This is a genomic window from Corynebacterium sp. c25Ua_47, assembly GCF_039907205.1.
In the GTDB taxonomy this organism is placed as follows: Bacteria; Actinomycetota; Actinomycetes; order Mycobacteriales; family Mycobacteriaceae; genus Corynebacterium; species Corynebacterium hiratae.
Genome location: NZ_JASBOH010000012.1, coordinates 56,661 through 81,249 on the forward strand (window position 1 = coordinate 56,661; position 24,589 = coordinate 81,249).

Sequence of the window (24,589 nt, forward strand, 5' to 3'; positions counted from 1 at the left end):
TAACCCTCCATGGATGACATCCAGAACTTTGCCACCAAGCTTTTTGACTTTGCCCGCAACGGCGATGCCACGCTGCTCGAGTACATCAAGCAGGGCGTCAACGTGGACACGGTGAACCAGGACGGGCAGTCCTTCATTATGCTTGCCGCCTACCACGGCCATGCGGAGCTGGTACGCCAGCTCGCCGCGGCGGGGGCCGACGTCAACCTCCTCAACGACCGTGGCCAGTCGCCATTGGCCGGAGCGATTTTTAAGAAAGAAGACGCGGTGATCGACGCGCTTCTCGACGCCGGCGCCGACCCCTCCGCCGGCCAGCCTAATGCCCTCGACTCGGCCCGCATGTTCGGCCGCGAGGACCTTCTCGAGCGCCTGTCATGAGCTGGTCCGCGTTTGCGGCCATCCTCCTGATGAATCTCGTCGGTGCGGCAGCACCCGGCCCGGACATCGTCCTAGTGACGCGCTATGCCACGCGCTCGCGCCGCCACGCCATTGCGGCGGCGACGGGCATCCAGGTAGGCGTGCTGTTCTGGTGCACGCTGACCGTGTTCGGTGCGGCCGCCCTGCTCACCGCCTTCCCCGGTGTCCTCTCGTTGATTCAGGTGATCGGTGGCTGTTTCCTGGTGTTTATGGGCGTGCTCTCCATTCGCTCCGGGCTGGAGCTGCGCAAGCAGCCGCCCGTCGATGAGGAGGAGGCGGCCGCACGCTTGGGGTCGGTGGGCAAGGTCTTCCGCACGGGTTTGGCTACCAACTTGTCCAACCCGAAGATCGTGCTCTTCCTCGCCGCTATGGTCGCCCCGCTGCTGCCGCCGCACCCGCCGGTGGGGGTATCGGTGGCACTGGTGCTGAGCCTAGCGCTGTCGAGCTATCTGCTCTTCGTCTTTCTCTCGACGGTTATTTCCACCCGCGCGATTCGCCGCCGCCTCCTGGCCGCCGGCCCGTGGATCGACATAGCCTCCGGCGCCTTCTTCGTGGTGGCCGGCTGCGCTCTGGTGTGGGCCGGCATCCAGGCTGCCTAGTCCTGTTCCAGCAGCTCCGCGAGCCACTGCGACCATGCCGCGACCGTGGCGGAGCGGCGGCGCAGGGTCGAATCACCCAGGCCCAGGTTCGCCGCCCGCATGAAGACCATTGCCTCTTCTTTATCCACCGCTCGGCCCGTATCCACGACGTGCCGCACCATGTCCCGGAACACCGGGCGGCAGGCCAGTGCCTCGATGAGGGTGAGGTTGCGTTCATCGCGGGTGCCGTTGAGCTTGCTCAGGCCCAAGTAGCGGGCGGCGTTGGTGTAATAATCCGCCTGGCGTGGAGTAAAACCAAATTCCTCGGGCATCTCCGCCTTGGGCACAGGGTTCTCCAGCAAGCTGATGACCCGCGCAAAGGAGTCCGCCTGCGGAAAGGGAACGCGCGTGCCCTCGACCTGCGTGCGCGCCAGCACCGCGCGCACCGTCGCGTCGGTCACGCCAGACTCGCCCAAAACATAGCGCGCCGCGCTTACGAGCTCGATGCTGCGGAAGTCCTCCGGCTGTCTAAACGCGTAGCGGTAGAAATGGAAAATGCCGTTGGAGTAGACCAGGTACACCGGCACCACCTCTTTATCCAGAGCCAGCGAGAAGCGGCGGAAAGGGAAATAAAGCTGGCGGATGTTGAAGTCGGGGGAGAGGTGGTTCTTCGCCTCCACGAGCACGAGGTGTTCGGCGGATTCGAAGCCGGCATCGATCTCCATCTGGGCGCGGTCCACCACCACGTCGCGCCCGCCGATACGCATGGGCAGCGTGAGCGTCGACATGCGCCCGCTGACCGTCGGCACCAGCTTACCGCCCAGGAAATCTTCGAGCATGCCGCTTAAGCTCGCCGCGGTCAGTGCCGCTGCCTCCGAGGTCAGGTTCTCGAAGTCAATGGACTGGATGTGGCTCGGAACCGGCATCGACTTCAGCGGCCCGGCCTGCTCCGGGAAAGGCTGGTACAGGTCAAAGCGGCCAATCAGGTAGGCATCGCGGCGAATCGGCAGCATGGACAAACCGTGCTTTCGAAACACTTCGGGGCGCGCTGCCGAAAAGTCATGCTTGGCCATCAACCGCGGCTCGCGGCCCGATAGCTCCTTAAGCTTCGCGGCGGGCAATACCGCAAAGCCCTGGTCCGCGATGCCGGCGGCGATGTGGGGGTAAACGAGGTCCCAGGCGGCGTCGTTAAGCATAATTGCGCACGAGCACCTCATCGACCTTGCCGCGCTTCGAGGCCACGGAGTTCACCGCGCGCGTGGCCCCCACGATGTCGATGTGGTAGTCCGCGTACAGCTCCTTGATGAAGTCCGTCGCGGAATTCGACAGCAGGAACTTCACCCCGCGGGCGTTGAGGTCGTCGCAGGTTTCCTTCAGACGAATCTGGTCCGCGCGGCCAAAACCACCCGACTGGTAGCCGGTGAAATTGCTCGTGGGGTTGACCGGATCGTAGGGCGGGTCGAAGTAAACGAAATCCCCCTCGTTGGCCTCCACCGCGGCGTAGTCGCCGTTATAAAACGTCACGTCGTGGGAGGACAGGTACTCCGAAACCGCACGCAGATTGGGCTCATCGCAAATCTTCGGGTTGGCATAGCGGCCAAACGGGGCGTTGAATTGGCCGGCGTTATTCACCCGATAAAGCCCGTTGTAGCAGGTCTTATTCAAATAAATCGTGCGGGCAGCACGCTCAACGGGGCTTAAGTGCGCAAAACCCGGCTCGCGGTCGCGGGCGCGCATCTCGTAGAAGAAATCCGAATCATTCGGATAGCCCTTTAACAGGGCGATGAGCTCGTCCACGTTATCGCGGACCACCTCGTAGACGGTGATGAGCTCGGTGTTCAGGTCATTGACCCGGGCGCGTTCGGGCGCCAAAGAAAAAAGAACCGCTCCGCCGCCCAAGAAAGGCTCGACATAAGTATCGAAGCTCTCGGGCAGCACGGAGTGGATAGCGGGTAGCAGCTGGCGCTTTCCCCCGACCCACTTCAGGAGCGGTTTCATTTAGGCCATCTTGTTGAAGGCGGTGGCCATGCCGGACTTCTTGTTAGCCGCGGTGTTGCGGTGGAAGACGCCCTTAGACACGGACTTGTCCAGTGCGCGGGAGGCAACGCGCAGCTGCTTCTCGGCTGCAGCCTTGTCGCCAGCGGCGACGGCCTCACGGAACTTGCGGATCTCGGTACGCACGGCGGAGCGTACGGACTTGTTGCGCTGACGAGACTTCTCGTTGGTCAGGATGCGCTTCTGCTTGGACTTGATGTTTGCCATCGTTATACCTCTTAGAGTCGTAGGAATGTGCAACCGAGGAAGGCGGACCCAAGGTCCTGACCGCCAGCGTGCCCCGGCATCCCAAAAAATTTAGCAGGGCTCGGACCGAATCCCCAAATCAGGCCCAGTGATAACGCGAGCGCAGCCGGTTGGCGATGCGCTCGAAGCGGCGTTCCGGGAAGAGCGTGCCCTGCCGGCGGCATTGTTCCTCGGAGATTTCCAACACGCGGTCCATCCGCACCCAGCACTGCCGGCCGGATTCGTCCCATTCGCCGGTGCCGATATCGAGCCATTCCTCTTTGTTCGCGTGGCCCGGGTTGGGGGAGATGAGCAGACCCAGCACGGTGGTGCGCGTGCGCGAGACAATGAGCACGGCCCGCTCGCGCGGCGGGGACTGCTTGCCATCCGAGGGTGCCCACACCCAGACAACCTCGCCGGAGTCTGCCTGCCCGTCCATGTCGGGGGTGAAGAAGACGCTGCGCGGGTGGGCGGCGGCACACTCGACGCGAATGTCGGCGGCCTTGCGCGGTTCCGTTACGGAATCATTCTGGTTCAACCCCAAGCCTTCGGTGATGCGCTCGAGACCGACGTCGACAGGCTCGGGGCCTCCGATACCGAGAATGCGTGCCAACCTAGACATGTCGTCTATTCTAAACACATGTCTACAAACTTCGCGGCCACTACGTTTACGGATCCGTCCAAGATCCGAAACTTTTGCATTATCGCCCACATCGACCACGGCAAGTCGACGCTGGCTGATCGCATCCTGCAGTTGTCGCAGGTGGTGGAGGAGCGTGATATGCGCGACCAATACCTCGACAACATGGATATCGAGCGCGAGCGCGGCATCACCATTAAGGCGCAGAACGTGCGCTTGCCCTGGATTCCTCGCTCCGGTGAGTTCGAGGGCCAGGAGATCGTCATGCAGATGATTGATACCCCTGGCCACGTGGACTTTACCTACGAGGTCTCCCGCGCGCTGGAGGCCTGCGAGGGCGCCATCCTGCTTGTCGACGCCGCCCAGGGCATCGAAGCCCAAACCCTGGCCAACCTTTACCTGGCCATGGAAAATGACCTGGAGATCATCCCGGTCCTGAATAAGATCGACCTGCCCGCGGCCGACCCGGAGAAGTACGCCCTGGAGATTGCCCACATCATCGGCTGCGAGCCGGAGGAGGTATTGCGCGTGTCCGGCAAGACCGGCGAGGGCGTGCCGGAGCTGCTGGATAAGGTGGCGGAGCTCATCCCGGCGCCGACGTCCGAGTTCGGCGAGGATGCCCCGGCCCGTGCCATGGTCTTCGACTCCGTCTACGACACCTACCGCGGCGTGGTGACCTACATCCGCATGATGGACGGCAAACTGACCCCGCGCCAGAAGGTCACCATGATGGCCACGGGTACCAACCACGAGCTGCTGGAGGTGGGCATCGTCAGCCCCACCATGCAGAAGTGCAAGGGTCTAGGCCCGGGCGAGGTGGGCTACCTGATTACCGGCGTGAAGAACGTTCGTGAGACCAAGGTGGGTGACACGATTACGTGGGCGTCGAATGGCGCTACTGAGCCGCTCAAGGGCTACGCCGACCCGAACCCCATGGTGTACTCCGGCTTGTTCCCGATCTCCCAGGCGGACTTCCCGGACCTGCGTGACGCGCTGGAGAAGCTGCAGCTTAACGACGCCTCCCTCACCTTCGAGCCCGAGACCTCCGTCGCCCTGGGCTTCGGCTTCCGCTGCGGATTCCTGGGTCTGCTGCACATGGAAATCACGCGCGACCGTCTGGAGCGCGAGTTTGGCTTGGACCTGATTTCTACGGCACCGTCGGTGACCTACCGCGTGGTGGCGGAGGACGGCGAGGAGTCCATGGTGCACAACCCGTCGGACTGGCCCGGCGGCAAGCTGCGTGAGGTCTACGAGCCGATCGTGAAGATGACTATCATCGTGCCGGAGGAGTTCGTCGGTTCGACGATGGAGCTGTGCCAGTCCAAGCGCGGCCAGATGGGTGGCATGGACTACCTGTCCGAGGACCGCGTGGAGCTGCGCTACACCATGCCTTTGGGTGAGATTATCTTTGACTTCTTCGACATGCTGAAGTCCCGCACCAAGGGCTACGCTTCCCTCAACTACGAGGAGGCTGGCGAGCAGCTAGCGGACCTGGTCAAGGTGGATATCCTCCTTAACGGTGACCCGGTGGATGCCTTCTCCGCTATCGTGCACCGCGATTCCGCGCAGTGGTACGGCAACAAGATGACGAAGAAGCTCAAGGAGCTCATCCCACGCCAGCAGTTCGAGGTGCCCGTCCAGGCGGCCATCGGATCGAAGATCATCGCGCGTGAAAACATCCGCGCGATGCGCAAGGACGTGTTGGCCAAGTGCTACGGCGGCGATATCTCCCGTAAGCGCAAGCTGCTGGAGAAGCAGAAGGCCGGTAAGAAGCGCATGAAGTCCATCGGCTCCGTGTCCGTGCCGCAGGAGGCTTTCGTGGCGGCGCTGTCCACAGACGCCGAGTAAGGCAGCCAGTGCTCACAACCACTGGTGGGGCCACGGCCGGCACCGTCGGCTCAAATCCCCCGCGCCGGCTGCCATTACCGGGCAGGTTCAGATCCTGCACCGGCTGGAGATTACGAGATGCCGCGTGATCTACGGCTGTGGATGAAAGCTACTCGGCATTAAATGAGTAGCTGCCGGTGAGCTGGTTGTGGATTGTCACCGAGTAGTCCTGGCCGTTGGCGTTGGCACCGTCTACAAGCATGGCGAGCTCTTGGGCGTTGTAATGGCGACTTAAACCCACGTACAGAATGAGCAAGAGGACACTGCCTGCGACTGCAATAGCAGTGGTAATCTTCCATGCGCTTACTGGGTTGGTCACGAATAGCCCTTTCATGCGTAAGAGTTGTTGCGCTTCCTTCAGCTGCTAACACGTTAACAAGCTCCCCGCATTCGTGACAGTGCACGTGGTCCCTTAAAGGGAAGCGGGGACACCCGCACTACTGGGACAGTGGGGCGCAATCAGGGAGTGCTGATTTCCTGTGTACCTTGTTGTGGTTGGCGGGCTTCGCTCTTTAAGGGCTTAAGGATCCTGCCGTGGCTGCCCCTGCTGTATCTGGCGGCGAGTGAAGCGTGGTTAAGGATCGCCGATATCCCCGCCAACCATCTTTCGATTGACGGGTGCTTGGTGTTGTTGCAGGATACCGGCGCTTTTTGTGTTTGGCGGCTGGGTGTTAGTTGCTGTCGGGTGGCGGGTCTGGTGGCTGTCCTGTTTGTTGCTCGGAGTTGAGTCTGGCGACTGCTTCTTGGTATCCCGGCATTGCGGTAATTGGTGTTCCCCAGGGCGGGATGAACGCCACGCCGGTGTTGAGGCGGTACATGTAGCCGCGCCCAGTAGGCTTTAAAGGGTCATCGTCGTTAATACCGTTGTGGTAGGCGCACAGGAAGGTCAAGTTCTTGATGTTGGTAAAGCCACCAGCCTGCCAAGGGATGAGATGGTGCACTTGGCAGTAATCAGCTGGCTTATTACACCCAGGCCTAGAACAGGTGTGGAATTCAGCGTGCAGGGTAAGGCGTTGATTGAAGTTTGCCCCGCGCTCTAAGCGCCAGGTGTTAATGGGCCCTTCAATAGGGTGCACGATGGTGGCATACCCGATTTCGGCAAACTTGTGGGTTAAGAATTCTGCCCCTGTCATGCGCGCACCGTTGGTGAGGTTGAGCTCGATCTCGTCGCCGTCACCGTTGATGATCTGGTCCAACTCATTCAGGGTGACGATGACTTGGGTGCGCACGGAAGGCTTGGTGCCGGTGGCTTGGTTGAAGAAGACGTCGTTGGCGGCTTTGAGTAGGTCGGTGTTGTTGGTGGATTCTAGGACTGCGCGCATGTTGGCGATCGTGGTGGCATCGTCAGTAATGGAGAGGGTGTTAGGCCCTTGCTCTCGGTAGGTGATGCGCACACCTGGTTTGGCGGTTCTTTTACGCTTGAGTTCTTTAAGCCGTGCGGTGGCAACGGCTCGGATGCGGTGTGCGGGAGTAGCGGCAAGTTTGGCTCGGAGGTTCCACGCATCCAAGGACTTCTTTACTTTTGAAACGTAGGTTTCAATCAGTGTGAGGGTGCTCAGGCTGTGGCGTTGTTTAAGGGCGGCTGCACGTGCCTTCTTTTGCTTGCCCGTATAGCGGGTGGGGCCGAAGTACACCTGGTGTAGCTGTGACAGCTCGGCAGCATCGGCTGGGTCGGCGCCGAGCGCGCGGAGCTTTTCGGGTGTGCCAGGTATATGCTCCACCAGCGCAATCCCCGAGTTGCGGAGGCGGAGGTAGGTTTCGATATCCCCCATGGACACAGAGACTAAAACAGCACCCGCAACCCCGCAACCGGAGGAACAAAATTCCTACTTAGAAGGGGTGCGCCACGGGTGACGGGGGACAGGTCGGGATAAGCGCCAATCACGGGCTCGGGAAACGCGCGAGAGTAAGCCGACGCGGAAGCGAAGCGGGTGGGGCGTCGCTAGTACAGCGCTGGTTTAATCGCATCCCACGCCGGCTGCAATTGCTTGCCAAACATCACCCAGTCGTGGGTGCCGTCGGTGAGATAGTCGGTGGTGTGGGGGATTGAGGCGTTGTCAAGCGCGGCGGAAAACTCCTCCGTACAGCGACGCGAGCCGGCCTCCAAAAGGGTGCCGCCGATGCGGTCGTTGACGGTTTTCCCGGGGTAGGCCGCCAGTTCCTCGTCGGTCCACGCGCCCGAGGCCGCAGCGAGGTAGACCGCCGTGCCGCGCAGCCCCTCCGGGTGGGACATGACGTCATTGCGCAGCCAATCCTCCGAACCGCGCGGGCCCCACATGTTCGTCGGGTCGCCACCCTTGGTGCGCACCGTCAAGTCCACCGTGCCTTGGCCCACCTTGCTGGTGGTGGAATAGCAGCCGGAAATACCCGCCACGCCATTAAAGAAACCCGGGTTGTTGTTCGCCATCATTACCGCGCCCGACGCTCCCATGGACAACCCAATGAGTCCGCGCTTGCCGTTGTGGTTGAGCTCCGCCTCCACCAGCGGCGCGAGTTCGGTGGTCACAAAAGTTTCCCACTTGTGGCGCCCCAACTTCGGGTCATCCTCTCTCCAATCGGTCCACATGGATCCGGCTCCCTGCGAGGGGATGACGATGCTCGCATCCGTATCCCCAAACACGCGCCGTACATGGCCTTTGGTGATCCAGTTCGAGGTCTCCGGGGAATCTACGCCCTCGAGAAAGTACACAACGGGACCGCCGTTGCCCACGACGACGTCGACAGGAATGTCACGACCCATCGACGGCGAGGAGACGATCCACTTCTCACGGCCGGGTTCGTCGGTAGCACGCCGCTCTATGAGGGAAACCTCGTCGATTTCCCTAATCGGGTACGGGTACTCTTCTTGCTCCGTAGACCATGCGTCGGTAAGCAGATGGGAGGAGGTGCCCAAGCCATCGATGACGTTGAACATGGTGTCCACGGCCCACTGCGATGAGGCCTCGTCGCGGCTCGACAATTGGTAGGAGGAGCCGGGCGTGAACATCAGGGAGCTGGCCACCAGCGCGGAGAAGAGCTTCATAACCGGCTACCTTAATACAGATTCCGGTATGCTCGGCGCACATGCTCGGAAAGGATGACACCATGAAGATGGCACCGCGCCACCGTCAGCAATTGCCACCGCTTCCGATGGTTTCGGCCAAGCTGGGGGAGCGGTTGGCCAGCCAAGTGTTCGTGGAGGAAGGCCGGGAGCTGCTTCCGGAGTTGCAGGAGTTCCGTCGCGATATGCACCAGAACCCGGAGGTCGGGCTGCACCTGCCGCGCACGCAGGAGAAGGTGCTCGAAGCTCTTAAAGGGCTACCGCTGGAGATCCAGCTCGGGCGCGACTTGAGCTCCGTTGTCGCGGTGCTGCGCGGCGGCAAGCGCGGAGAGCGTCCCGTCTCGGTGCTGCTGCGCGCGGACATGGACGCCCTTCCGGTGCGTGAGCAAACTGGCAGCCCGTTTGCTTCGACGAATAGCAACATGCATGCGTGTGGCCACGACCTGCACACGGCGGGGCTTATCGGTGCGGTAAAGATGCTGTGCCGTCACCGCGAGGAGCTGTTGGGCGATGTCATCTTCATGTTCCAGCCGGGCGAGGAAGGCCCGGGTGGTGCGCAGCCGATGATTGATGAGGGCGTGCTCGACGCTGCTGGCCGCCGCCCCATTGCTGCCTACGGCCTGCACGTCGGCCCGCAGGATCGGGGTACTTTTCACCACATCGCGGGCCCGATGATGGCCTCGTCCTCGAACCTGGGGATCACCGTCTACGGCAAGGGCGGACATGGCTCGCGCCCACATGATGCCATTGACCCGGTTGCGGCCCTTGCGGAGATCCAGGTGGCGCTGCAGGTGGCGCTGACCCGGCGCTTCGACGCGAACTCGCCGATTGTTATCACGGTGACCAACCTGCGCGCGGGCGACGGGGCGGTCAACGTCATCCCGGACAAGGCGGAGCTGGGCGCGACGGTGCGCGTGCTTCGCGACGAACACATCGACGCCGTCCGCCAGATGATCATCGAGGTCTCAAGCTCCGTGGCGGCCTCGCACCGTTGTACCGCGAAGGTGGACTTTGAGGTCCTGTACTCAGCCACCAAGACCTCACCGCGCGAGGACCAGTTCGCGGCGTCGTTGTGGGCGGGGATGTTCGGTGCGGAAAACGTGCTGACCATGGACACGCCGATGATGGCCTCGGAAGACTTCGGCGCAGTGTTATCCCAGGTTCCGGGCACCTTCATGTGGTTCGGTACGGGGGATCCGCACACCCCGGAGCACATGCGCGAGTGGAACCACTCGCCGCTGGTGCGCTTTGATGATTCGGTTCTGGGAGACCAAGCCGCGGCCCTAGCGGCGGTGGCTTTTGAGCGCCTCGCCGCCGAGGACGCCCACCCCTCGCCGGCCACGAAGGCTATGCGTGCGCCGGTGCAGGGGACAGGGGCAGATGCGCAGCCGCGTTCTTCCGCAGCGCAATAACGCCCCAGATGGTGGCTACCCACACGGCTAGCACGACGACCATGCCGGCGAGCACGGGCCAGACGGCGTCGTCGAACGCGGTGCTTAGCGACGGGAAGAGGTTGTTCGTCACGTGCACCGCGATGGCGGCAATGAGCCAGCGCACAGGCTGTTTCTGGGATAGGCCATAGGCGCTAAGCCCGGTGAATAGCGAGTGGGAGAGCGGGTTGGATACCAATCGGATAACCACCGCCGAGATCGCGCCGGCGGTATCCGAATCGAGGTTATCCACCGTCATGCGCGCGAAGGCGGTGGCGTCCTCACCCACAGTGAAACCGATACCCACGGCCACGCCCACGAAGACGTAGTCGAGCCAACTGCGGGGCCGGATGACGAAGGTGCAGATAAGCAGCACGCCGAGGAACTTCAGCACTTCCTCGATGAGCGGCGCATACCCCGCAGCGCCCAGCCAGTCCAGGCCCGCGCGGGCGAGGAGGTGGGTCATGTTCGTGTTGAGTTCCACCGCGAGCCCGGAAACCGCGAACCCCCACACCACGCCGTGCGCAATTCCCGGCCGGCGGCGCAGGAAGAACAGCGCGAGGGGGACGAGTACGGCGGCGAAGACCACGGCGGCCAGAGCACTTGCGGGCAGGAAGGGCTCGCCCGCGTAGTGGAAGGCGGTGACGGCCAGCGCGCCGAGGGTCAGCAGGTAGTACAGGTACTTCATGCGTCCTCCGGCTGCACGCGGTCGGCGAAGTCACGTGCCTTCGGTCCGTAGATGTGGAGGAAGGAGATGGTGTTGTTGTGCCGCTGAGACAGCGTGATGCCGTCGCCGTCCTCGACGCGGTAGAGCTCTGGCGCCTGGGTGGTGATGGGGGCGTCGGTGAGCGCGCGCGTCCCGATGAAGGAACGGTGCTGCCGCGGCAGGTAGGTCTCGACCTCGTGGGAGGAGCTGCCTTCCTCAGAAATGATGGTCGCACCACCGCAGTTCCAGGTCTGCGAGGAGGCGTACGGATCCTCCGGGCATTCAAGCCCCGGGATACCGCGTACGGGCGTGGTGTCGGGAGTGGGGTCGGGGAGGAGGGCGTCGGCAAGCGGTACTGCGGCGAGGACGCCGATGCAGGAATAAATCAGTGTGTTTCTCATGCTTTTGACCCTAAGAGCTGCGATTTTGCGCCGGTATCCTCCGCAGGGAGGATTTTGCGGAGTTTGACAATGCTGACAATCATGGCCACCCACAGGCCGATGAAGATGAGGAAGGTGGGGAAGATGGGCCAGAAGGCGTCGTCAAACGCGGTAGAGATAGACGGGCCGAAATTGGCCGTGAAGTGCACCGCCATGGCGATGAGCAACCAACGCACCGGTTGCCGGCGGGAGAGCCCGTAAGCCGCGATTGCGGTGAAGAAGGAATGCATGAGCGGATTCGCGATGAAGCGGACAAGCACCGCCAGCAGCGTTCCCCTGATATCAGAATCGAGGTTCTCCAGTGTCATGTTGGCGTAGTAGATGGCGTTCTCGGTCACGCTAAAGCCCATGCCTACAGCCACACCGACGAAGACGTAATCCGCCCAGTGGCGGGGCCGGATGACGCAGGTGCAGATGAAGACGACGCCGAGGAATTTAAGGACTTCCTCGTTAAGCGGGGCGATTCCAGCGATGACCAGCCAGTCCGGGACCGTACGGATGAGGAGGTGGTACATGTTCTCGTTGAGCTGGCCGGCGACAGTGGAGACCGCAATACCCCACACCACCCCGTGCGCAATACCCGGGTGCTTGCGCAGAACCAGCAGCGTGAGACCGATTGCGACGGCCGCGTACAACACTGCGGCGAGCGCGCTCGTGGGCACGAAAGCGCCGTGGGAGAAATCATAAGCGACGTACACCAGCCCGGCGGCGGTGAGCAGTTCGTACAAAGTTTGTGTTCTTCTCATGCGCTTTAGGTTATGAACCAGGCTTGGGGTGCCGGTATCCTCCGCAGGGAGGATTTTCCGGAACGCAGGGAGAACTATCGTGGCAACCATGACGAGAAAGACGCGGCCACTGTGGATAACGGTGTTGCTCATTTTCCTCTGCGTGGTGGCGGATTTGGCGGCATGGATCCCCCATATCGAAAACTTCGAGGGGACGGATCAGGAAGCCCTTGTTTTGGGCTTGATGGGTCTATGTAGCTTCGCCACGTGGATTCTGCTGCCCTTCGCCCTGCACCACTCACGGCGGGAGCGCAACATCCACGAGGAGTACCCCGGCCATCCGGTGGCGCTGATTGCGGCTCTGCTCGTCCTGGTACTAGGCGGGTTTCGCCCACTGTCGCTGTCAGTGCTGGTGGTGTTGATTTCAATCATCTCGCGCGGCCGATTGCGGTGGTCCCTGGCGGGGACGGCGGTCTTCGTGGCCTCGTGTGTGACCGTTATCTCTGTGCCTTACATTCGGATGAACATCTTCGATCCCTTTGGTTACGTGTTCTATGGAAGCCTCTTTCTTATCGTTGCCTGGATTACGGGCTCGGTGCGCGCGCAGCGCCGCCAGCGCGAGGTCACGCTGGTGAGCCTGGCTGAGCTCAACGAGGACCAGCTGCGCTCGCGCGAGGAGCGCGCACGCCTGGAGGAACGCAACCGCATTGCCCGCGATATCCACGATTCCCTCTCGCACCGCCTCAGCCTTATTTCCGTGTACGCGGGCGGCTTGAGCTACCGCAAGGACGCCGACCCAGAGCGCATCGCCGAGGCAGCAGACACCATCCAATCGGAGGCGAAGGCCGCCGTGGAGGACCTGCGCGGGGTCATCAAGGCGCTGCGCGTGGATGACCGGGTGGATCCGCGCGCGAGCATCGAGGAGCACATCGAGCGGGCCCGCGCGGCGGGGACGAAGGTGCGCTACGTCAAGGGAGACGTCGATAAGCTGAGCACGCTTGCTGCCCACACGCTGGGCCGCGCCGTGCAGGAGGGGCTGACCAACGCGCGCAAGTATGCGCCGGGGAAGAAGGTGACGCTCGCCGTGGAGAACGAGGAGGATAAGGTGCGGGTGACCATGCAGAACAAGAAAGTAGCGGAGCAGCCAGAGTCCGGTGGCGGCAACGGCCTGCTAGGTCTGGAGGAACGCGCCCGGCTGGCCGGAGGTACCTTCACAGTGCTTGACGACGCCTCCACTTTCACCTGGGTCCTCGAACTACCGGAGGAGGCAAGCGCGTAATGATTTCAGTGGTGTTGGTCGATGATGAGCAGGCGCTGCGCCGCGGCATTCGTTTCATCCTGGAGGGAGCACCAGACATCGAGGTGGTGGCCGAGGCCAGCAATGGGCGCGACGGCGTGGCCCGCGTGTTGGACCTGCAGCCGGACGTGGTCCTCATGGATATCCGCATGCCGGTCATGGACGGCATCGAGGCGGCTGGGCAGCTGCGCGCGAGCGCGCCGGATATCCCGGTGGTCATGCTCACCGCTTTTGATACGGATGAGTTCATCGTGGATGCGCTGCACGCCGGCGCGATGGGTTTTCTGCTCAAGACCATCGAGCCGGAGGGCCTGGTCTCTGCGGTGCGCGCCGCGGCTACCGGGCAGCAGCTATTGAGCCCGAAGGCGCTGAAGAATTTGCTGGCGCTCAAGCGCCCCGAGCCCTCGCCCGCAGAACCAGAGGCGCTTGAGGCCCACCCGCTGGAGGGCTTAAGCCAGCGCGAGAACGAGGTGGCGGAGTTAGTGGCCCAGGGCCTGGACAACCAGGAGATCGCGGGGCAGCTCTATGTGTCAGTTACGACGGTGAAAACCCACATCAAGCACATCCTGGACAAGCTGGGCGGCACCAACCGCGTACACATCGCGATTGCGGTGTTGGAATCGCGCTAGCGCCGGCGGATAAACGCGGAGGCGAGGCCGAGCAGCGCGATGACGATCACGATGATGGACGCCGCCGGCCAGTACTGGGGGTAGTACTTCAGCGCGTAGCCGAAGACCTGGCTGTCGTTGAACTGTTGGGCCAGTGCGATGGGCATCCACCACAGCTTGGTCAGCGTCAGGATCGCGCCCAAGAGCCCGGCGATGATGCGGCCCGGCCTGCGCAGGAAGAAGCTGGCCGCCACGAGGAGAACACCAACAATCGTGAGTGCGAATAGCAGAGGCGTATCCACGGCGAGCGGCGAGCCATTGATGAGGAACTCGTGGTCCACTTCGTGCTGTTCGATAAGCGTGTAGCCGTCGAGGACGACATCGTCGGGGATGCCCACTTAGGTCTCCTTCTGTTCAGAGTTCGGGTCGTAGCCATCGGCCCAGGTATCGGTGTCGAAGTCGTAGTCTACATTCTCGCCCTTTTCATCGGTGCGCTGGTACCAGTCCGTGTAACGGTGCGCTGAGGAATCGAAGTCGGAGCCGGCACCGCGGCCTTCGTCGGCGTGCTCGACGGTGAGCTCGAAGTCATCGCCGTGCTCCTCGATGCCGCGCACGACGGCATTTTCCACTGCGGCGCGCGCGTAGGCGCGGCGGATGAACATCGGGTCGGAGCGCAGGTCCTTGATGAAGGCCACCATCATGACGAGCAGCACGATGCAGAAAGGCAGCGCCGAGAGGATGGTGAGGTTCTGCAGGCCGGTGAGCACGTCCTCGCCGCCGGTCAGCAGCATGACGACTGCAATGCCCATCATGCACAGGCCCCAGAAGATGACGATGAATTTGTTGGGGGCGGGGTCGCCCTTGGAGGACATGGTTCCCATGATGACCGACGCCGAATCGGCCGAGGTGATGAAGAAGACCGCTAGGACCACGATCAGGATGAAGGGCGTGATGCTGCTCAGCGGCAGATTATCGAACATGGCGAAGAGCACCTGCTCGCCGGAGGCGGAGCCGTCAAAGTTGGGCAGCTCCTCGCGTTGGAAGGTGATAGCGGTGCCGCCGAAGATGGTGAAGGCCAGGATGAGGATGAGGGACGGGGCGAAGACGGTCACTGCCGTGAACTCGCGTAGCGTGCGGCCGCGGGAGATACGGGCCACAAACATGCCGACGAACGGCGTCCAGGCAATCCACCACGCCCAGTAGAATGCAGTCCAGTAGGACTGGAACTCGACGGTCTCATCGCCCCAGGACAGGCCCTTGGCCATCATCGGCAAGAGTTGGTCGATGTAGGTGACGATGCCTGACGGTATGAGATTGAGCAGGAGCAAGGTCGGGCCGGCAAGGAACACGAAGAAGACGAGGGCCAGCGTCAGCGTGATATTGAAATTGGACAGGTAGCGCACGCCGCGGGAGACACCCGAGACCGCCGAGATGATGAAACCGCAGCCCAGGACCGCAATGATCACGATGAGCACGGAGTTGGTCAGCGGGCCGGCACCACGGATGATGGAGACGCCTTGGCCGATCTGGATGGCGGAAAGACCCAGTGTGGCGGCGGTGCCGAAGAGCGTGGCGACGAGGGCGAGGACGTCGATAAGCTTGCCCAGCGGGCCGTCGGTATCACGGGAGCCGAACAGCGGCTTGAAAATCGAGGACACCAGAGGGACGCGTCCGCGGCGGTAGGAGGAATAGGCGATGGCGCCGCCGACGAGGGCATAGGCTGCCCAGGGCGAGATTCCCCAGTGGTAGTGCGCCTGGGCCATGGCCTGGTGCAGGGCCTCGACGCTGTTGCCGTCGACGGTGTGCGGCGGCGGGGTGAGATAGTGCGACAGCGGCTCTGACGGGCCGTAGAAGAAGATGCCGACGCCGATGCCGGCGCCAAACATCATGGCGACCCAGCTAAACCAGCCGAACTCAGGCTCTTCGTCATCGGTCCCGAGCTTGATGCGGCCTAGGCGGGAGCAGCCGATGTAGAGCATGGTGGCTACGGCCATCATCATGGTGATGTTGAGCAGCCACCCGGCGTTCGTGATGGCCCAGGAAAAGGCGGAGGAGGATGCGGCCGAGACGGATTCTGGCGAGCTAATGCCCCACACGATGAAGGCTACGACGAAGGTAGCGGTGCTGAAAAAGGTGATTTTGTCGAGGGCGAAAGCGTTGCGTTGGTCCTCCACGCCGATGCCAGGGACCAAGCCCGGGTGCATGTCGTGGGGATAGATGCCTACTGGGGGACCGGTGGCTTGTCGAGAGTTCATGGTGACCATTATCGCAGGTGCGCGAAATGACAGTGTTGTGAGCTAGGATGAAGACACTTATTTCTGCGTCGATTGGAATGCCATGTCGCTGCCTAATTTTGATGAGAATGTCCGTGAGCTGGAGGAAGCCTTCGCTCTCTTCGAACTCGTGGAGGAACACGTACTCGATCCGAACCTGTTGCTGTCGGTGAAATGATTCGCCTTTTCAGCGCCCTCTTTCCCTCCGCAGAGGCCCGTGAGCACCTGGTGCGGGCCGTGCGCCCGCTCAAGGACAACGGGCTGCGGTGGACGGACCCGGATAACTGGCACATCACCCTCGACTTTTTCGGGGAACAGCCCAATGACGCAGTGGAGGTCCGCGAGGCGCTGCGCGGCATCGAAGCGGGGCCGCTCACGCTGAGCCTGAGCGGGGCTGGCTCTTTTGAGAAACAGGTGCTGTGGGCAGGCGTCAAAGGGCAGGTCAAACACCTCATGCTTGAGCCATCGCGCCCACACCTCACGCTGGCCCGGGCAGGGAGGCGGACGCGGGATCCGTGGCTCATCCCGGATGCGGTGCACGCGCTGAGCGTCTACCGCGGACCCGAGTTCGAGGTCACGGAAATCAGCCTCGTCCAATCTTTCTTGGGAGAGGGGCGCGGCGGTGGGCCCCGCTATGAGGTCATTGACGCATTTCCGCTGCGGTGATCTTTTCAATCAGCGTATCCAGTTCCGCGCGGTTGGGCTGCGTGAGCGGGTTGACCACGCAGAAGTCGAGGAGGAAGTAGCCGGCGGTTTGCAGGGCCGTGTGGCGCTCCCAGAACTGGCTGATATCGGAATGATTGGTCGCCAGCGACTGGATGCTGCGGCGTTCCGAGAGCAGCTCGTAGTGCAGGTCGCGGCGCTGTGCGAGTGCCTCTTCCGGGGTCTTAATCAACAGCGCGCCCAGCAGGGCGGCCATCGCCTCGAAGCAGCGCGTTTGCAGGCGGTAGTGGTTGATCAGCTGGGCTCGCGGCTTCCACAGCCACAAGAAGAGCATCGCCACGACCACGGAGAGCCCAATCTCCGCCATGCGCGAGCCGATGGTGTGGGCCATGTGCTCCGAGGAGTTGCCCATGAGCAAAGCAAGAGGCGTGGAAAAGATCACGCACAAGGCGTAGTTCTTCACCACCAGAATCTCCGCGCAGAACTGGCAGAAGGCCAGCGCGAGCACCAGCCCCCAGCCGTGCGGGCTGAAAGAGGCAATGAGCGCAAAGACGCACACGCCCAAGACCGAGCCCAGCATGCGCTGGATGCCGCGAATCGTTCCCGGCACTCGGTCTGGCCCCCACTGCAACACCAAAAGCACCGAGACCGCGCCCCAGTCCGGGCGGTTAAGCCCCAGCGCCATGCCAATGAACGCGGTGGCCAGGCCACCGAGGGCAATCTTCTCCGCGGTTACCACCGCGTGGGAATTGCCCACCGCGGCGCGGTAGAAGCGGTAGCGCATCGTCGGTTTGGTGTGCGGGATGGTGGTGCGGTCCGGGTCAACGTAGGTGGGGGAATCGGAGAGCTCATCCGAGTTGCCGCCGACCTGCTTGTGGTGCGCCACGATGCGTTGCTGCGCGGCCAGCGCGCGGTGTACTAGCTCCGCCTGGGCGGGGTGGCGGATGCGGCCGCCGCGGATGACGCCGGCGTCGGCAAGCGCTTGCCAGGCGGTGGAAATGGCGGACTGCGCCTGGTGGTGGCGAGCCAGGAAATCGCTATCTGAGTTCACGAAGGCGTCGGCGGCCTTCTCCAACGCGGCCACCGCGCGGGTCTCCGGGCCGTGCGGATCCCGGAAACGCGGCAGCATGCCCAGCACATAGCCCGCCGCCACGCCGGCCAGGCTCCATGCGGCCACCTCCCAGGGCGAGACCCCGCGCAGCATCGTGGAGCCGCCGGCCACCATCACGATGAAGAAGGAACCCGGCGGCGGCAGCCGCAGCGCATTCTGCACGAACGCGCCGGTCGTCGCCAGCACCACCGTAAACACCGCGGACAGCGCCAGCCCATGCACGCCGACGAGGGAACCAGCCGTGGCCGCCAGCGTGAGCAGCCCGCCAGCGGTGAGGATCACGCGGCGTCGCGTGCGGTAGGGGTGCCCCTCGCCATAAATGACGGAGAACGCGCCCGCCGAAATGAGCAGTACCGCATCCGGGTGGCCCGTCGCTACAGCGATCCCGCCGGGGATAATGATCGCCAACGCCGCGCGCAGGGCACCGGGCCAGCGGCGCGCGGAGGTGTTAAAGGCGGTAAAGAGCTGAAGGGCGTTAGGACGTTGTGGCAGAGGATGTTCCATATCGGGAGAACACCTTACTCGCTTCGCCGCGCTCGACCAGCCGGCCGTCCTGCAAGACCGCCACCGTGGGGCACAAGTGGCGCACGACGTCAATGTCGTGGGAGACAAAAACCAGCGTCATGTCCTTCGTCACGCGCTGCAGCAACTCGAGGACCTGGGCTCGCGAGGTGGCGTCCAGTGCCGAGACGGCCTCATCCGCCAGCAGGATCTCCGGCTTGCCCACCACGGCGCGCGCCAGCGAAATACGTTGGCGCTGCCCGCCGGAGAAGTCCCGGGGATAGCGCTCGAAGCCATCGATGCCGACCTCACGCAGCACGGCCTCGGCCTCTTCGCGCGTCCCGCCGCCCTCGGCCACGATCTTCCAGATGGGCATGCGCGGGTTGAGCGAGCCCTTGGGGTCCTGGAAGACCATGTGCACCCGCTTCTTCACCGCCACCGTCCCCGAGGTCGGCTGCGCCAGCCCCGTGAGAAGCTTGAGCAGCGTGGATTTGCCGGAACCGGAACCGCCGACGATGCCGAGGCGTTCGCCCTCGCGGACGGTGAGGGAGACGTCGTCAAGCGCGGTGACCCCGCGGTAGGCCTTGGTCACGTTCTTAAGCTCGATGACGGGCTCGCCCAGGGTGGGCATGGGCGGCGGGGTGAGGTCGGGAGTGGTGAGCTCACCGATGCGCACGACGCGGTCGCACACGCGCTTGACGACGTCCCGGTCATGGCTAATAAACAACAGCGCCGTGTCTTCGCTGTCCGCGGCATCGACGATGGTGGAGAGGATCTCCTCCTGGGTGAAGGGGTCCAGGGCGGTGGTCGGCTCATCGCAGATGAGCAGCTTGGGGCGGCGGGCCATGGCCATCTCGATGAGCGCGCGCTGGCGCTGTCCGCCGGAGAGCTGGTGCGGGAAGCGGTTGAAGCCGGGCACCTTCATCAGCGGGTCGAGTGCGGTCATGGGTTCTTGGAAGACCATGGCCAGCGGGAGCTTGCGCAGGTCGCGGTCGCGCATGCCCAGCAGCTCCTGGCCGTTGAAGTTAATGGATCCGGTGGCCTGCAGGTGGTCGGGCAACAGCCCCATGATGGCCAGAGCCGTCAGGGACTTGCCGCTGCCGGAATCGCCGATGAGGCCGACGCGCTCGCCGGGTGCGATGGAAAAGGAGAGGGGGCCGACGGGGCCCACGCGCAGATCAGTGACGGTCAGCATGGCTTCCTAGAAGGTTGAATCCGAGGACGGTGCCGGCAATCGCCAGCCCGGGCCACAGCGCCTGGAGGGGGTGGGTGGCCAGGAGCGGTTGGGCGTCGTGCAGCATGCGACCCCACGAGGCGGTCGGCGGGGCAGTGCCCAGGCCGAGGTAGGAGAGGCCAGCCTCGGCGAGGACGGCCAACGCAAAGTAGACGGAGGCCTGGATGGCCACGATGCCGCCGAGGTTGGGTAGCACGTGGCGCCACGCGATGAGCGCCGGCGGCACGCGCGAGATGCGGGCGGCCGCGATATAGTCCTGCGTCATGATTTGCAGCGTGCCGGAGCGCGTGACCCGGATGAAGGAGGGGATACCGGCGATGCCGATGGCGATGGTCGCCGTGAGCGTGGACGAGCCCCACACCGCGCCGGCGACGATGGCCAGCAGGAGCGCCGGGAAGGCGAGCAGCAGGTCGGTGGCCGCCATGATGACGCTGCCGCCGCGCATCCCAGCAATGATGCCGAGTGGCACCCCGATGAGCGCTGCGATGGCCACCGCCACCACGCCCACCAGCACAGTGATCTGGGCGCCGGCGAGGATGCGGGAGAAGGTATCGCGCCCGAAGCGGTCGGTGCCCATGAGGTGCTCCAGGCTGGGGCCGGCCAGGCGGTCTGGGGAGATGAGGTTGGGGTCATAGGGCGTCCACACCAGGGAGACCAGGGCGAGCAGGATGGTCAGGCCCACCAGAATGTAGCCGGGTTTCATCGCGCCTCCTTGAGCCTTGGGTCGATGACCCGGTAGGCCAGGTCCGTGAGCAGGTTGACGGTTAGGGTGAAGGTCACGAAGACCATGATGAGGGTCTGGACGGTGGTGAGGTCGCGGGTGGAGACGGCGTCGAGAAGCAGAGAGCCCAAGCCGGGGATGACGAAGACGTTCTCGATGACCACCGCGCCCACCACCAGGGTGCTCAGCTGCACGCCGGTGACGGTGAGCACCGGCAGGGCGGCGTTGCGCAGGCCGTGGCGGATGAGCGCCCCGGTGCGGGATTCACCCAGGGAGCGGGCGGTGCGGATATAGTCCTTGTCCATTTCCTCGCGGAGGGTGGCGCGCACGTAGCGGGTGAGCATCGCTCCTTGCACCAGCGCCAGCGAGATGACGGGAAGCACGAGGTGGCTCAAACCCTCGCGAGGCAGCTGCCAGCCGTTGGCCGGCAGCCATCCCAGGTGCACGGAGAACACGGCAACCAGCAAAATACCGACGAGGAAGCTCGGTACCGCGATGCCCAGCTGCGTGGCGGCATTGAGCACGGGGAGGCGAAAGCGGGCGAGCAGGATGCCCATGGGGATAGCACCGACCAGGGCGAGGGCGATGGCCAGCCCGATGAGCAGCAGCGTGACCTGCGCGCGGTCAATCACCAGCGGGGTGATGTCCTGCTGCGAGGACAGGGAGATTCCGAAGTTGCCGGTCAACAGCCCTTTCATCCACTCCAGGTATTGCACGAGAAGCGGGCGGTCCAGGCCCATGGCGTGGGTCAGCTCCGCCACGGATTCATCGGTGGCGTTGACGCCCAAGGCCACGCGCGCCGGGTTGCCGGGCACGGCCCGCATGAGCAGGAAGATGATGATGGAGGCGGCCCACATGGTGCCGAGGAAGCGCAGTATTCTCATCGCACCTCTCGCAATTCAATGGCATCGGTGATTTGGTTCGGCTGCAGGCCAGTTAGGCCTTCGCGGTAGAGCACGATATTGGGCATGTTCATCAGCGTCAGGGCAGGCATGTCCTCCATGATCCGGGCCACGGCCCCTGTCATGTCATCCTGCTCCAACAGCGTGCGGGCCTGCGGCGAATCATAGCCGAGGTAATAGTCCGGGTTGCCAAAGATGGTGGGGATATCGCGCGGCTCGACGTGCGCGACGAGCGACATCTGATAGTCCTTGGCGCCCATGACTTGGCTCAGCCACACCGCGGGAAACTCCGCGGTTTCCAGACTGACCTCAAAGCCCATCTCTGTGAGCTGCGAGTAGAGGAACTCGGAGAGCGTTTGCGCATAGGGCAGGCTCGGCACGGTGAGCGTGAGCGGCGTGCCCACCGCCCCGGCCTCCTCCATCAGCGCGCGGGCGCGCGCCGGGTCGTAAGGGTAGTAGTCCTTCCCGCTAAACCAGGGATCAGTCGGCGGGACGGGTGCGCCGCCCGTGTCCTGCGCGCGGCCCTCCCAGAGGATCTCGTTGGCGGCGTGGCGGTCGATTCCATAAGCCACGGCGCGGCGCACGCGGGGATCGTCGAAAGGCGCTGCCTGGTTATTCATGGACAGCAGCACCTCGCCGTTCGTGGTGCCGACTGCGGTCTCGATGGAGTCACCTAGGGTGTCGAGCAGCTCGGGGTTTTGCACGCCCCACACTGCGTCGACCCCGCCGGAGCGCAGCGCGTTGACCGCAGTGAGGGAATCCGGGAAGTAGCGGATGGTGATGTCTTCTTCCGCTGGGGTGCCCCAGTAGTCGGGGCGGGCGCGCAGCGCGATGTACTCGTTGGGGGAGAAGCCCGCGACGGCAAAGGGGCCGGTGCCCACAGCGTCGGTGGGGGTGCGCATCGCGCCAATGGCGGTGCCCATGGACCATAGCCACCCGGCGGAGGGCCGCTTAAGGGTGACGAGCAGCGTGTGATCGTCGACAGCCGTGGCGGATTCCACCACGTCCATCTGGGCGCTAATGCCGTTCGTCCACTCCGTCTTCACCGCGTTGATGGACCACGCGGCGGTGTGCGCGGTGAAAGCCTCGCCGTTGGAGAAGGAGGCCTCACGCAGGTGGAAGGTATAGCGCGTGGGCTCGGCCTCCCAGGATTCGGCGAGCCCGGGGACAATCTCTCCCTCCGGGGAGATGCGCACCAGGGTCTCGTAGACGTTGCTCATGAGCGCTGCCGGGATGGCGGCGCCGCCGACGGTGGTGAAATCCAGGGAGGTCGCCGGCGTCGTGGTAGCCAGCGTCAGCGCGGAGGAATCCGAATCAACCACTGCCGTGGAGCCGGCAGAACACGCGCTTAACGACGCCCCCACGACCACCCCCAGCGCGCCTAGCCAAGTCTTCATCATCCTTCCGACAGCTTGACCTCGAGTGGGGACGTGGTGCCGCGCACGTTCGTCATGCCAAGCGTCATGCGGTCCCCGAGGTACAGGATTTCGGTGTACTCGACGGGATGCCCGGAGTGATCCGAGATGTCGAGGTGCAGGCGCCACAGCGGGGTGCCGGGGTCGATATTGAGGGAGCGCGCATCCTCCTCGCTGGCGTAGGCGAGGGAGAGCTCGCGGTTGACGCTGTCGAATTCCACGCCCTGCTTGCGAAGGTGATCGTGGATGGACTCATTGTCGGCATCGAAGTTAAGGATCTGGCCGCCCACGTCCAGTGGGAAGAACATGCGCTCGATGGCGATGGGCATGCCGTTGGCGCTGCGCACGCGGTGCACAAAGATGACGGGGGAGCCGGTGTCTACCCGCAGGAATTCAGCTTCCTGCTCGGAGGCGGGGCAGCGGCCCAGCCACAACGTGGACGCGCCGGGCTCGAAGCCGCGCTCGCGCAGCCAGTGCGTCACGGAATAAATCGAGTCGAAGGACTCCGAGGTAAAACGCCCGAGGACGACGGAGCGGCGGCCGCGGCCGGAGGAGATGAGGCCTTCCGAGCGCAGAGCCGCGACGGCTTGGCGCACCGGGCCGCGGGAAGAGGAGAATTGCTCGCAGAGCTCGGCCTCGCTGGGCAGGAAATCACCAGGGGAAAGCTTCTTGCTGCGAATGAGGGTGCGCAGATAATCAGCGATAATGCTGTGCTGCTGAGTACCGCGAAGGGCCACCGGGATCCTCCTCTATGTAAAACGCTGTGACGGGCAACGATGCGCGTACGCCTACAATTGCCACGCGCGCGCCAGGTTACTCATGTTACCCAACGCGGCCTTGTGGCTTGTGGATTGCAGGGAAATCATGAGTTCGTCCGCCTGAGCCAACTTCTGGAAGTCGGTGAGATACTCGCGCACGTGCTCGATATTGCCGACGGCGGAGTACTGCAGCATGCTGATGATCTGCTGGCCCTGTGGGGAGTCGATGATGCGGGCGACGTCGGCGTCGCTGAGCTGCTTGCCGCGGCTGACGAAGGCCTTCACGCGGCGGGAGCAGACCTTCTCGAATTCCTCTTCTGCGTCATCCCCCGCGGTGACGTTGACGCCGGCGATGACATAGGGTTCGGGGTGGGCTTCGGAAGGCTGGTAGTTCTCGCGGTAATACGCCGTGGCGGCTTCCAAGTGCTGCGGGGCGAAGTGCGAGGCGAAGGCATAAGGCAGCCCGAACTTGGCTGCCAGCGAGGCGCCGAAGAGCGAGGAGCCCAGGATGTAGATCGGCACGTTCGTGCCGTGGCCGGGGATAGCCTGCACACCGGGGACGAGAGATTTGCCGGAAAGGTAGCCTTGCAACTCCTTGACGTCCTCGGGGAAACGCTCGGCGGCGTTTCTATCGCGGCGCAGGGCGCGGCCCAAGGTCTTCATATCGGTGCCGGGTGCGCGGCCCAAGCCTAAGTCGATGCGGCCGGGGTAGAGCTCGGCGAGGGTTCCGAATTGTTCAGCGATAACATAGGGCGCGTGATTCGGCAGCATGATGCCACCAGCACCGAGGCGAATGCGCTCGGTCTTCGCGCCGATGTGGGCGATGAGCACCGCCGGGGAGGACGAGGAAATGGAGGGCATGTTGTGGTGCTCGGTGTACCACATGCGCTTAAAGCCCAAGGCCTCCGCCTGTTGCGCTAGTTCGACCGACCTAGCCATGGACTGAGAGGGGGTCTCCCCCTC

26 protein-coding genes are annotated in these 24,589 nt (G+C 63.6%); 7 read left to right on the plus strand and 19 right to left on the minus strand.

The genetic code is table 11. From position 1 onward, the window contains the following. Positions 1-9 precede the first annotated feature (9 nt). Complete coding sequence (locus QKE52_RS10995; protein ID WP_049156457.1) at positions 10-378, plus strand: ankyrin repeat domain-containing protein; 369 nt, start codon at positions 10-12, stop codon at positions 376-378. Next, positions 375-1,016, plus strand: a complete 642-nt coding sequence (locus QKE52_RS11000) for a LysE family translocator (protein ID WP_347948796.1) — start codon at positions 375-377, stop codon at positions 1,014-1,016. The genes QKE52_RS10995 and QKE52_RS11000 overlap by 4 nt, the downstream gene beginning before the upstream one ends. Here the strand turns inward: QKE52_RS11000 and QKE52_RS11005 are convergent. The 4 genes from QKE52_RS11005 to QKE52_RS11020 all read right to left on the minus strand — a co-directional run bounded on the left by QKE52_RS11005 (position 1,013) and on the right by QKE52_RS11020 (position 3,897). Beyond that, positions 1,013-2,191, minus strand: a complete 1,179-nt coding sequence (locus QKE52_RS11005) for a hypothetical protein (RefSeq protein WP_262347261.1) — start codon at positions 2,189-2,191, stop codon at positions 1,013-1,015. The genes QKE52_RS11000 and QKE52_RS11005 overlap by 4 nt on opposite strands. Then, on the minus strand, positions 2,184-2,993 hold the full coding sequence (locus tag QKE52_RS11010) for a DNA adenine methylase (protein WP_046648998.1): 810 nt from the start codon (positions 2,991-2,993) through the stop codon (positions 2,184-2,186). Before QKE52_RS11010 ends, QKE52_RS11005 begins: the two co-directional genes overlap by 8 nt. After that, entirely contained in the window at positions 2,994-3,257 is a 264-nt protein-coding gene (gene rpsT, locus QKE52_RS11015) for a 30S ribosomal protein S20 (RefSeq protein ID WP_010190855.1), read from the minus strand. It abuts the gene before it with no gap. Between the two features lie 118 nt (positions 3,258-3,375). After that, positions 3,376-3,897, minus strand: a complete 522-nt coding sequence (locus tag QKE52_RS11020; RefSeq protein ID WP_049156445.1) for a type II toxin-antitoxin system PemK/MazF family toxin — start codon at positions 3,895-3,897, stop codon at positions 3,376-3,378. Between the two features lie 18 nt (positions 3,898-3,915). Between QKE52_RS11020 and lepA the strand changes: the two genes are divergently transcribed. Then, positions 3,916-5,763 (plus strand): translation elongation factor 4, encoded by a 1,848-nt coding sequence (gene lepA / locus QKE52_RS11025; protein WP_049156442.1) that lies wholly within the window; start codon positions 3,916-3,918, stop codon positions 5,761-5,763. 148 nt (positions 5,764-5,911) lie between these two features. Here the strand turns inward: lepA and QKE52_RS11030 are convergent, their stop codons facing one another. The 3 genes from QKE52_RS11030 to QKE52_RS11040 all read right to left on the minus strand — a co-directional run bounded on the left by QKE52_RS11030 (position 5,912) and on the right by QKE52_RS11040 (position 8,824). Beyond that, the gene (locus QKE52_RS11030) at positions 5,912-6,121 is read right to left on the minus strand and encodes a hypothetical protein (RefSeq protein ID WP_046649061.1); all 210 of its coding nucleotides are present in this window, start codon (positions 6,119-6,121) and stop codon (positions 5,912-5,914) included. Positions 6,122-6,473: 352 nt separating this feature from the next. After that, complete coding sequence (locus tag QKE52_RS11035; protein ID WP_347948798.1) at positions 6,474-7,574, minus strand: HNH endonuclease signature motif containing protein; 1,101 nt, start codon at positions 7,572-7,574, stop codon at positions 6,474-6,476. Positions 7,575-7,744: 170 nt separating this feature from the next. Then, on the minus strand, positions 7,745-8,824 hold the full coding sequence (locus QKE52_RS11040) for an alpha/beta hydrolase family protein (protein WP_347948800.1): 1,080 nt from the start codon (positions 8,822-8,824) through the stop codon (positions 7,745-7,747). 62 nt (positions 8,825-8,886) lie between these two features. Here QKE52_RS11040 and QKE52_RS11045 point away from each other — a divergent pair, with 62 nt between their 5' ends. Then, positions 8,887-10,254 (plus strand): M20 family metallopeptidase, encoded by a 1,368-nt coding sequence (locus QKE52_RS11045; protein ID WP_347948812.1) that lies wholly within the window; start codon positions 8,887-8,889, stop codon positions 10,252-10,254. Here the strand turns inward: QKE52_RS11045 and QKE52_RS11050 are convergent. From QKE52_RS11050 to QKE52_RS11060, 3 genes are read right to left on the minus strand one after another with little or no spacing between them, the layout of a single operon-like run. Next, positions 10,190-10,960 (minus strand): PrsW family glutamic-type intramembrane protease, encoded by a 771-nt coding sequence (locus QKE52_RS11050; protein WP_347948801.1) that lies wholly within the window; start codon positions 10,958-10,960, stop codon positions 10,190-10,192. The genes QKE52_RS11045 and QKE52_RS11050 overlap by 65 nt on opposite strands. Further along, positions 10,957-11,379, minus strand: coding sequence for a hypothetical protein (locus tag QKE52_RS11055; RefSeq protein ID WP_347948802.1), 423 nt, complete (start codon positions 11,377-11,379; stop codon positions 10,957-10,959). Before QKE52_RS11055 ends, QKE52_RS11050 begins: the two co-directional genes overlap by 4 nt. After that, positions 11,376-12,164, minus strand: a complete 789-nt coding sequence (locus tag QKE52_RS11060; RefSeq protein ID WP_347948803.1) for a PrsW family glutamic-type intramembrane protease — start codon at positions 12,162-12,164, stop codon at positions 11,376-11,378. Before QKE52_RS11060 ends, QKE52_RS11055 begins: the two co-directional genes overlap by 4 nt. Positions 12,165-12,252: 88 nt before the next feature. On the opposite strand from QKE52_RS11060, the gene QKE52_RS11065 reads away from it, so the two are divergent. Then, entirely contained in the window at positions 12,253-13,422 is a 1,170-nt protein-coding gene (locus QKE52_RS11065; protein WP_347948804.1) for a histidine kinase, read from the plus strand. Continuing rightward, a complete protein-coding gene (locus tag QKE52_RS11070; RefSeq protein WP_158395735.1) occupies positions 13,422-14,069 on the plus strand; it encodes a response regulator transcription factor in 648 nt (215 codons plus the stop codon). The genes QKE52_RS11065 and QKE52_RS11070 overlap by 1 nt, the downstream gene beginning before the upstream one ends. On the opposite strand, the gene QKE52_RS11075 is transcribed toward QKE52_RS11070, so the two are convergent. Beyond that, positions 14,066-14,446, minus strand: coding sequence for a hypothetical protein (locus QKE52_RS11075; RefSeq protein ID WP_158381619.1), 381 nt, complete (start codon positions 14,444-14,446; stop codon positions 14,066-14,068). The two genes, QKE52_RS11070 and QKE52_RS11075, sit on opposite strands and share 4 nt — an antisense overlap. Then, complete coding sequence (locus tag QKE52_RS11080) at positions 14,447-16,312, minus strand: BCCT family transporter (protein ID WP_347948805.1); 1,866 nt, start codon at positions 16,310-16,312, stop codon at positions 14,447-14,449. Between the two features lie 183 nt (positions 16,313-16,495). Here QKE52_RS11080 and thpR point away from each other — a divergent pair, with 183 nt between their 5' ends. Further along, a complete protein-coding gene (thpR, locus tag QKE52_RS11085) occupies positions 16,496-16,987 on the plus strand; it encodes an RNA 2',3'-cyclic phosphodiesterase (RefSeq protein WP_052750568.1) in 492 nt (163 codons plus the stop codon). On the opposite strand, the gene QKE52_RS11090 is transcribed toward thpR, so the two are convergent. The 7 genes from QKE52_RS11090 to QKE52_RS11120 all read right to left on the minus strand — a co-directional run. Further along, positions 16,962-18,599: an FUSC family protein gene (locus QKE52_RS11090; RefSeq protein ID WP_347948806.1), complete on the minus strand. Its 1,638-nt coding sequence runs from the start codon at positions 18,597-18,599 to the stop codon at positions 16,962-16,964. The two genes, thpR and QKE52_RS11090, sit on opposite strands and share 26 nt — an antisense overlap. Beyond that, positions 18,571-19,791, minus strand: coding sequence for an ATP-binding cassette domain-containing protein (locus QKE52_RS11095; RefSeq protein ID WP_347948807.1), 1,221 nt, complete (start codon positions 19,789-19,791; stop codon positions 18,571-18,573). The genes QKE52_RS11090 and QKE52_RS11095 overlap by 29 nt, the downstream gene beginning before the upstream one ends. Further along, a complete protein-coding gene (locus QKE52_RS11100; protein WP_293774894.1) occupies positions 19,775-20,533 on the minus strand; it encodes an ABC transporter permease in 759 nt (252 codons plus the stop codon). The genes QKE52_RS11095 and QKE52_RS11100 overlap by 17 nt, the downstream gene beginning before the upstream one ends. Further along, positions 20,530-21,435 (minus strand): ABC transporter permease, encoded by a 906-nt coding sequence (locus QKE52_RS11105; protein ID WP_347948808.1) that lies wholly within the window; start codon positions 21,433-21,435, stop codon positions 20,530-20,532. The genes QKE52_RS11100 and QKE52_RS11105 overlap by 4 nt, the downstream gene beginning before the upstream one ends. Next, on the minus strand, positions 21,432-22,850 hold the full coding sequence (locus QKE52_RS11110) for an ABC transporter substrate-binding protein (protein WP_347948813.1): 1,419 nt from the start codon (positions 22,848-22,850) through the stop codon (positions 21,432-21,434). The genes QKE52_RS11105 and QKE52_RS11110 overlap by 4 nt, the downstream gene beginning before the upstream one ends. Continuing rightward, the gene (locus tag QKE52_RS11115; protein ID WP_347948809.1) at positions 22,850-23,605 is read right to left on the minus strand and encodes a GntR family transcriptional regulator; all 756 of its coding nucleotides are present in this window, start codon (positions 23,603-23,605) and stop codon (positions 22,850-22,852) included. The genes QKE52_RS11110 and QKE52_RS11115 overlap by 1 nt, the downstream gene beginning before the upstream one ends. Before the next feature lie 51 nt (positions 23,606-23,656). Continuing rightward, the coding region (locus QKE52_RS11120; protein WP_347948810.1) for an LLM class flavin-dependent oxidoreductase at positions 23,657-24,589 on the minus strand (933 nt) is incomplete at its 5' end.

Coding starts and splice junctions, on each gene's coding strand:
- QKE52_RS10995 (WP_049156457.1), top strand. CDS start 10: ATGGATGACATCCAGAACTTTGCCACCAAGCTTTTTGACTTTGCCCGC.
- QKE52_RS11000 (WP_347948796.1), top strand. CDS start 375: ATGAGCTGGTCCGCGTTTGCGGCCATCCTCCTGATGAATCTCGTCGGT.
- QKE52_RS11005 (WP_262347261.1), bottom strand. CDS start 2,191: ATGCTTAACGACGCCGCCTGGGACCTCGTTTACCCCCACATCGCCGCC.
- QKE52_RS11010 (WP_046648998.1), bottom strand. CDS start 2,993: ATGAAACCGCTCCTGAAGTGGGTCGGGGGAAAGCGCCAGCTGCTACCC.
- rpsT (WP_010190855.1), bottom strand. CDS start 3,257: ATGGCAAACATCAAGTCCAAGCAGAAGCGCATCCTGACCAACGAGAAG.
- QKE52_RS11020 (WP_049156445.1), bottom strand. CDS start 3,897: ATGTCTAGGTTGGCACGCATTCTCGGTATCGGAGGCCCCGAGCCTGTC.
- lepA (WP_049156442.1), top strand. CDS start 3,916: ATGTCTACAAACTTCGCGGCCACTACGTTTACGGATCCGTCCAAGATC.
- QKE52_RS11035 (WP_347948798.1), bottom strand. CDS start 7,574: ATGGGGGATATCGAAACCTACCTCCGCCTCCGCAACTCGGGGATTGCG.
- QKE52_RS11040 (WP_347948800.1), bottom strand. CDS start 8,824: ATGAAGCTCTTCTCCGCGCTGGTGGCCAGCTCCCTGATGTTCACGCCC.
- QKE52_RS11045 (WP_347948812.1), top strand. CDS start 8,887: ATGAAGATGGCACCGCGCCACCGTCAGCAATTGCCACCGCTTCCGATG.
- QKE52_RS11050 (WP_347948801.1), bottom strand. CDS start 10,960: ATGAAGTACCTGTACTACCTGCTGACCCTCGGCGCGCTGGCCGTCACC.
- QKE52_RS11055 (WP_347948802.1), bottom strand. CDS start 11,379: ATGAGAAACACACTGATTTATTCCTGCATCGGCGTCCTCGCCGCAGTA.
- QKE52_RS11060 (WP_347948803.1), bottom strand. CDS start 12,164: ATGAGAAGAACACAAACTTTGTACGAACTGCTCACCGCCGCCGGGCTG.
- QKE52_RS11065 (WP_347948804.1), top strand. CDS start 12,253: ATGACGAGAAAGACGCGGCCACTGTGGATAACGGTGTTGCTCATTTTC.
- QKE52_RS11070 (WP_158395735.1), top strand. CDS start 13,422: ATGATTTCAGTGGTGTTGGTCGATGATGAGCAGGCGCTGCGCCGCGGC.
- QKE52_RS11080 (WP_347948805.1), bottom strand. CDS start 16,312: ATGGTCACCATGAACTCTCGACAAGCCACCGGTCCCCCAGTAGGCATC.
- thpR (WP_052750568.1), top strand. CDS start 16,496: ATGATTCGCCTTTTCAGCGCCCTCTTTCCCTCCGCAGAGGCCCGTGAG.
- QKE52_RS11090 (WP_347948806.1), bottom strand. CDS start 18,599: ATGGAACATCCTCTGCCACAACGTCCTAACGCCCTTCAGCTCTTTACC.
- QKE52_RS11095 (WP_347948807.1), bottom strand. CDS start 19,791: ATGCTGACCGTCACTGATCTGCGCGTGGGCCCCGTCGGCCCCCTCTCC.
- QKE52_RS11100 (WP_293774894.1), bottom strand. CDS start 20,533: ATGAAACCCGGCTACATTCTGGTGGGCCTGACCATCCTGCTCGCCCTG.
- QKE52_RS11105 (WP_347948808.1), bottom strand. CDS start 21,435: ATGAGAATACTGCGCTTCCTCGGCACCATGTGGGCCGCCTCCATCATC.
- QKE52_RS11110 (WP_347948813.1), bottom strand. CDS start 22,850: ATGAAGACTTGGCTAGGCGCGCTGGGGGTGGTCGTGGGGGCGTCGTTA.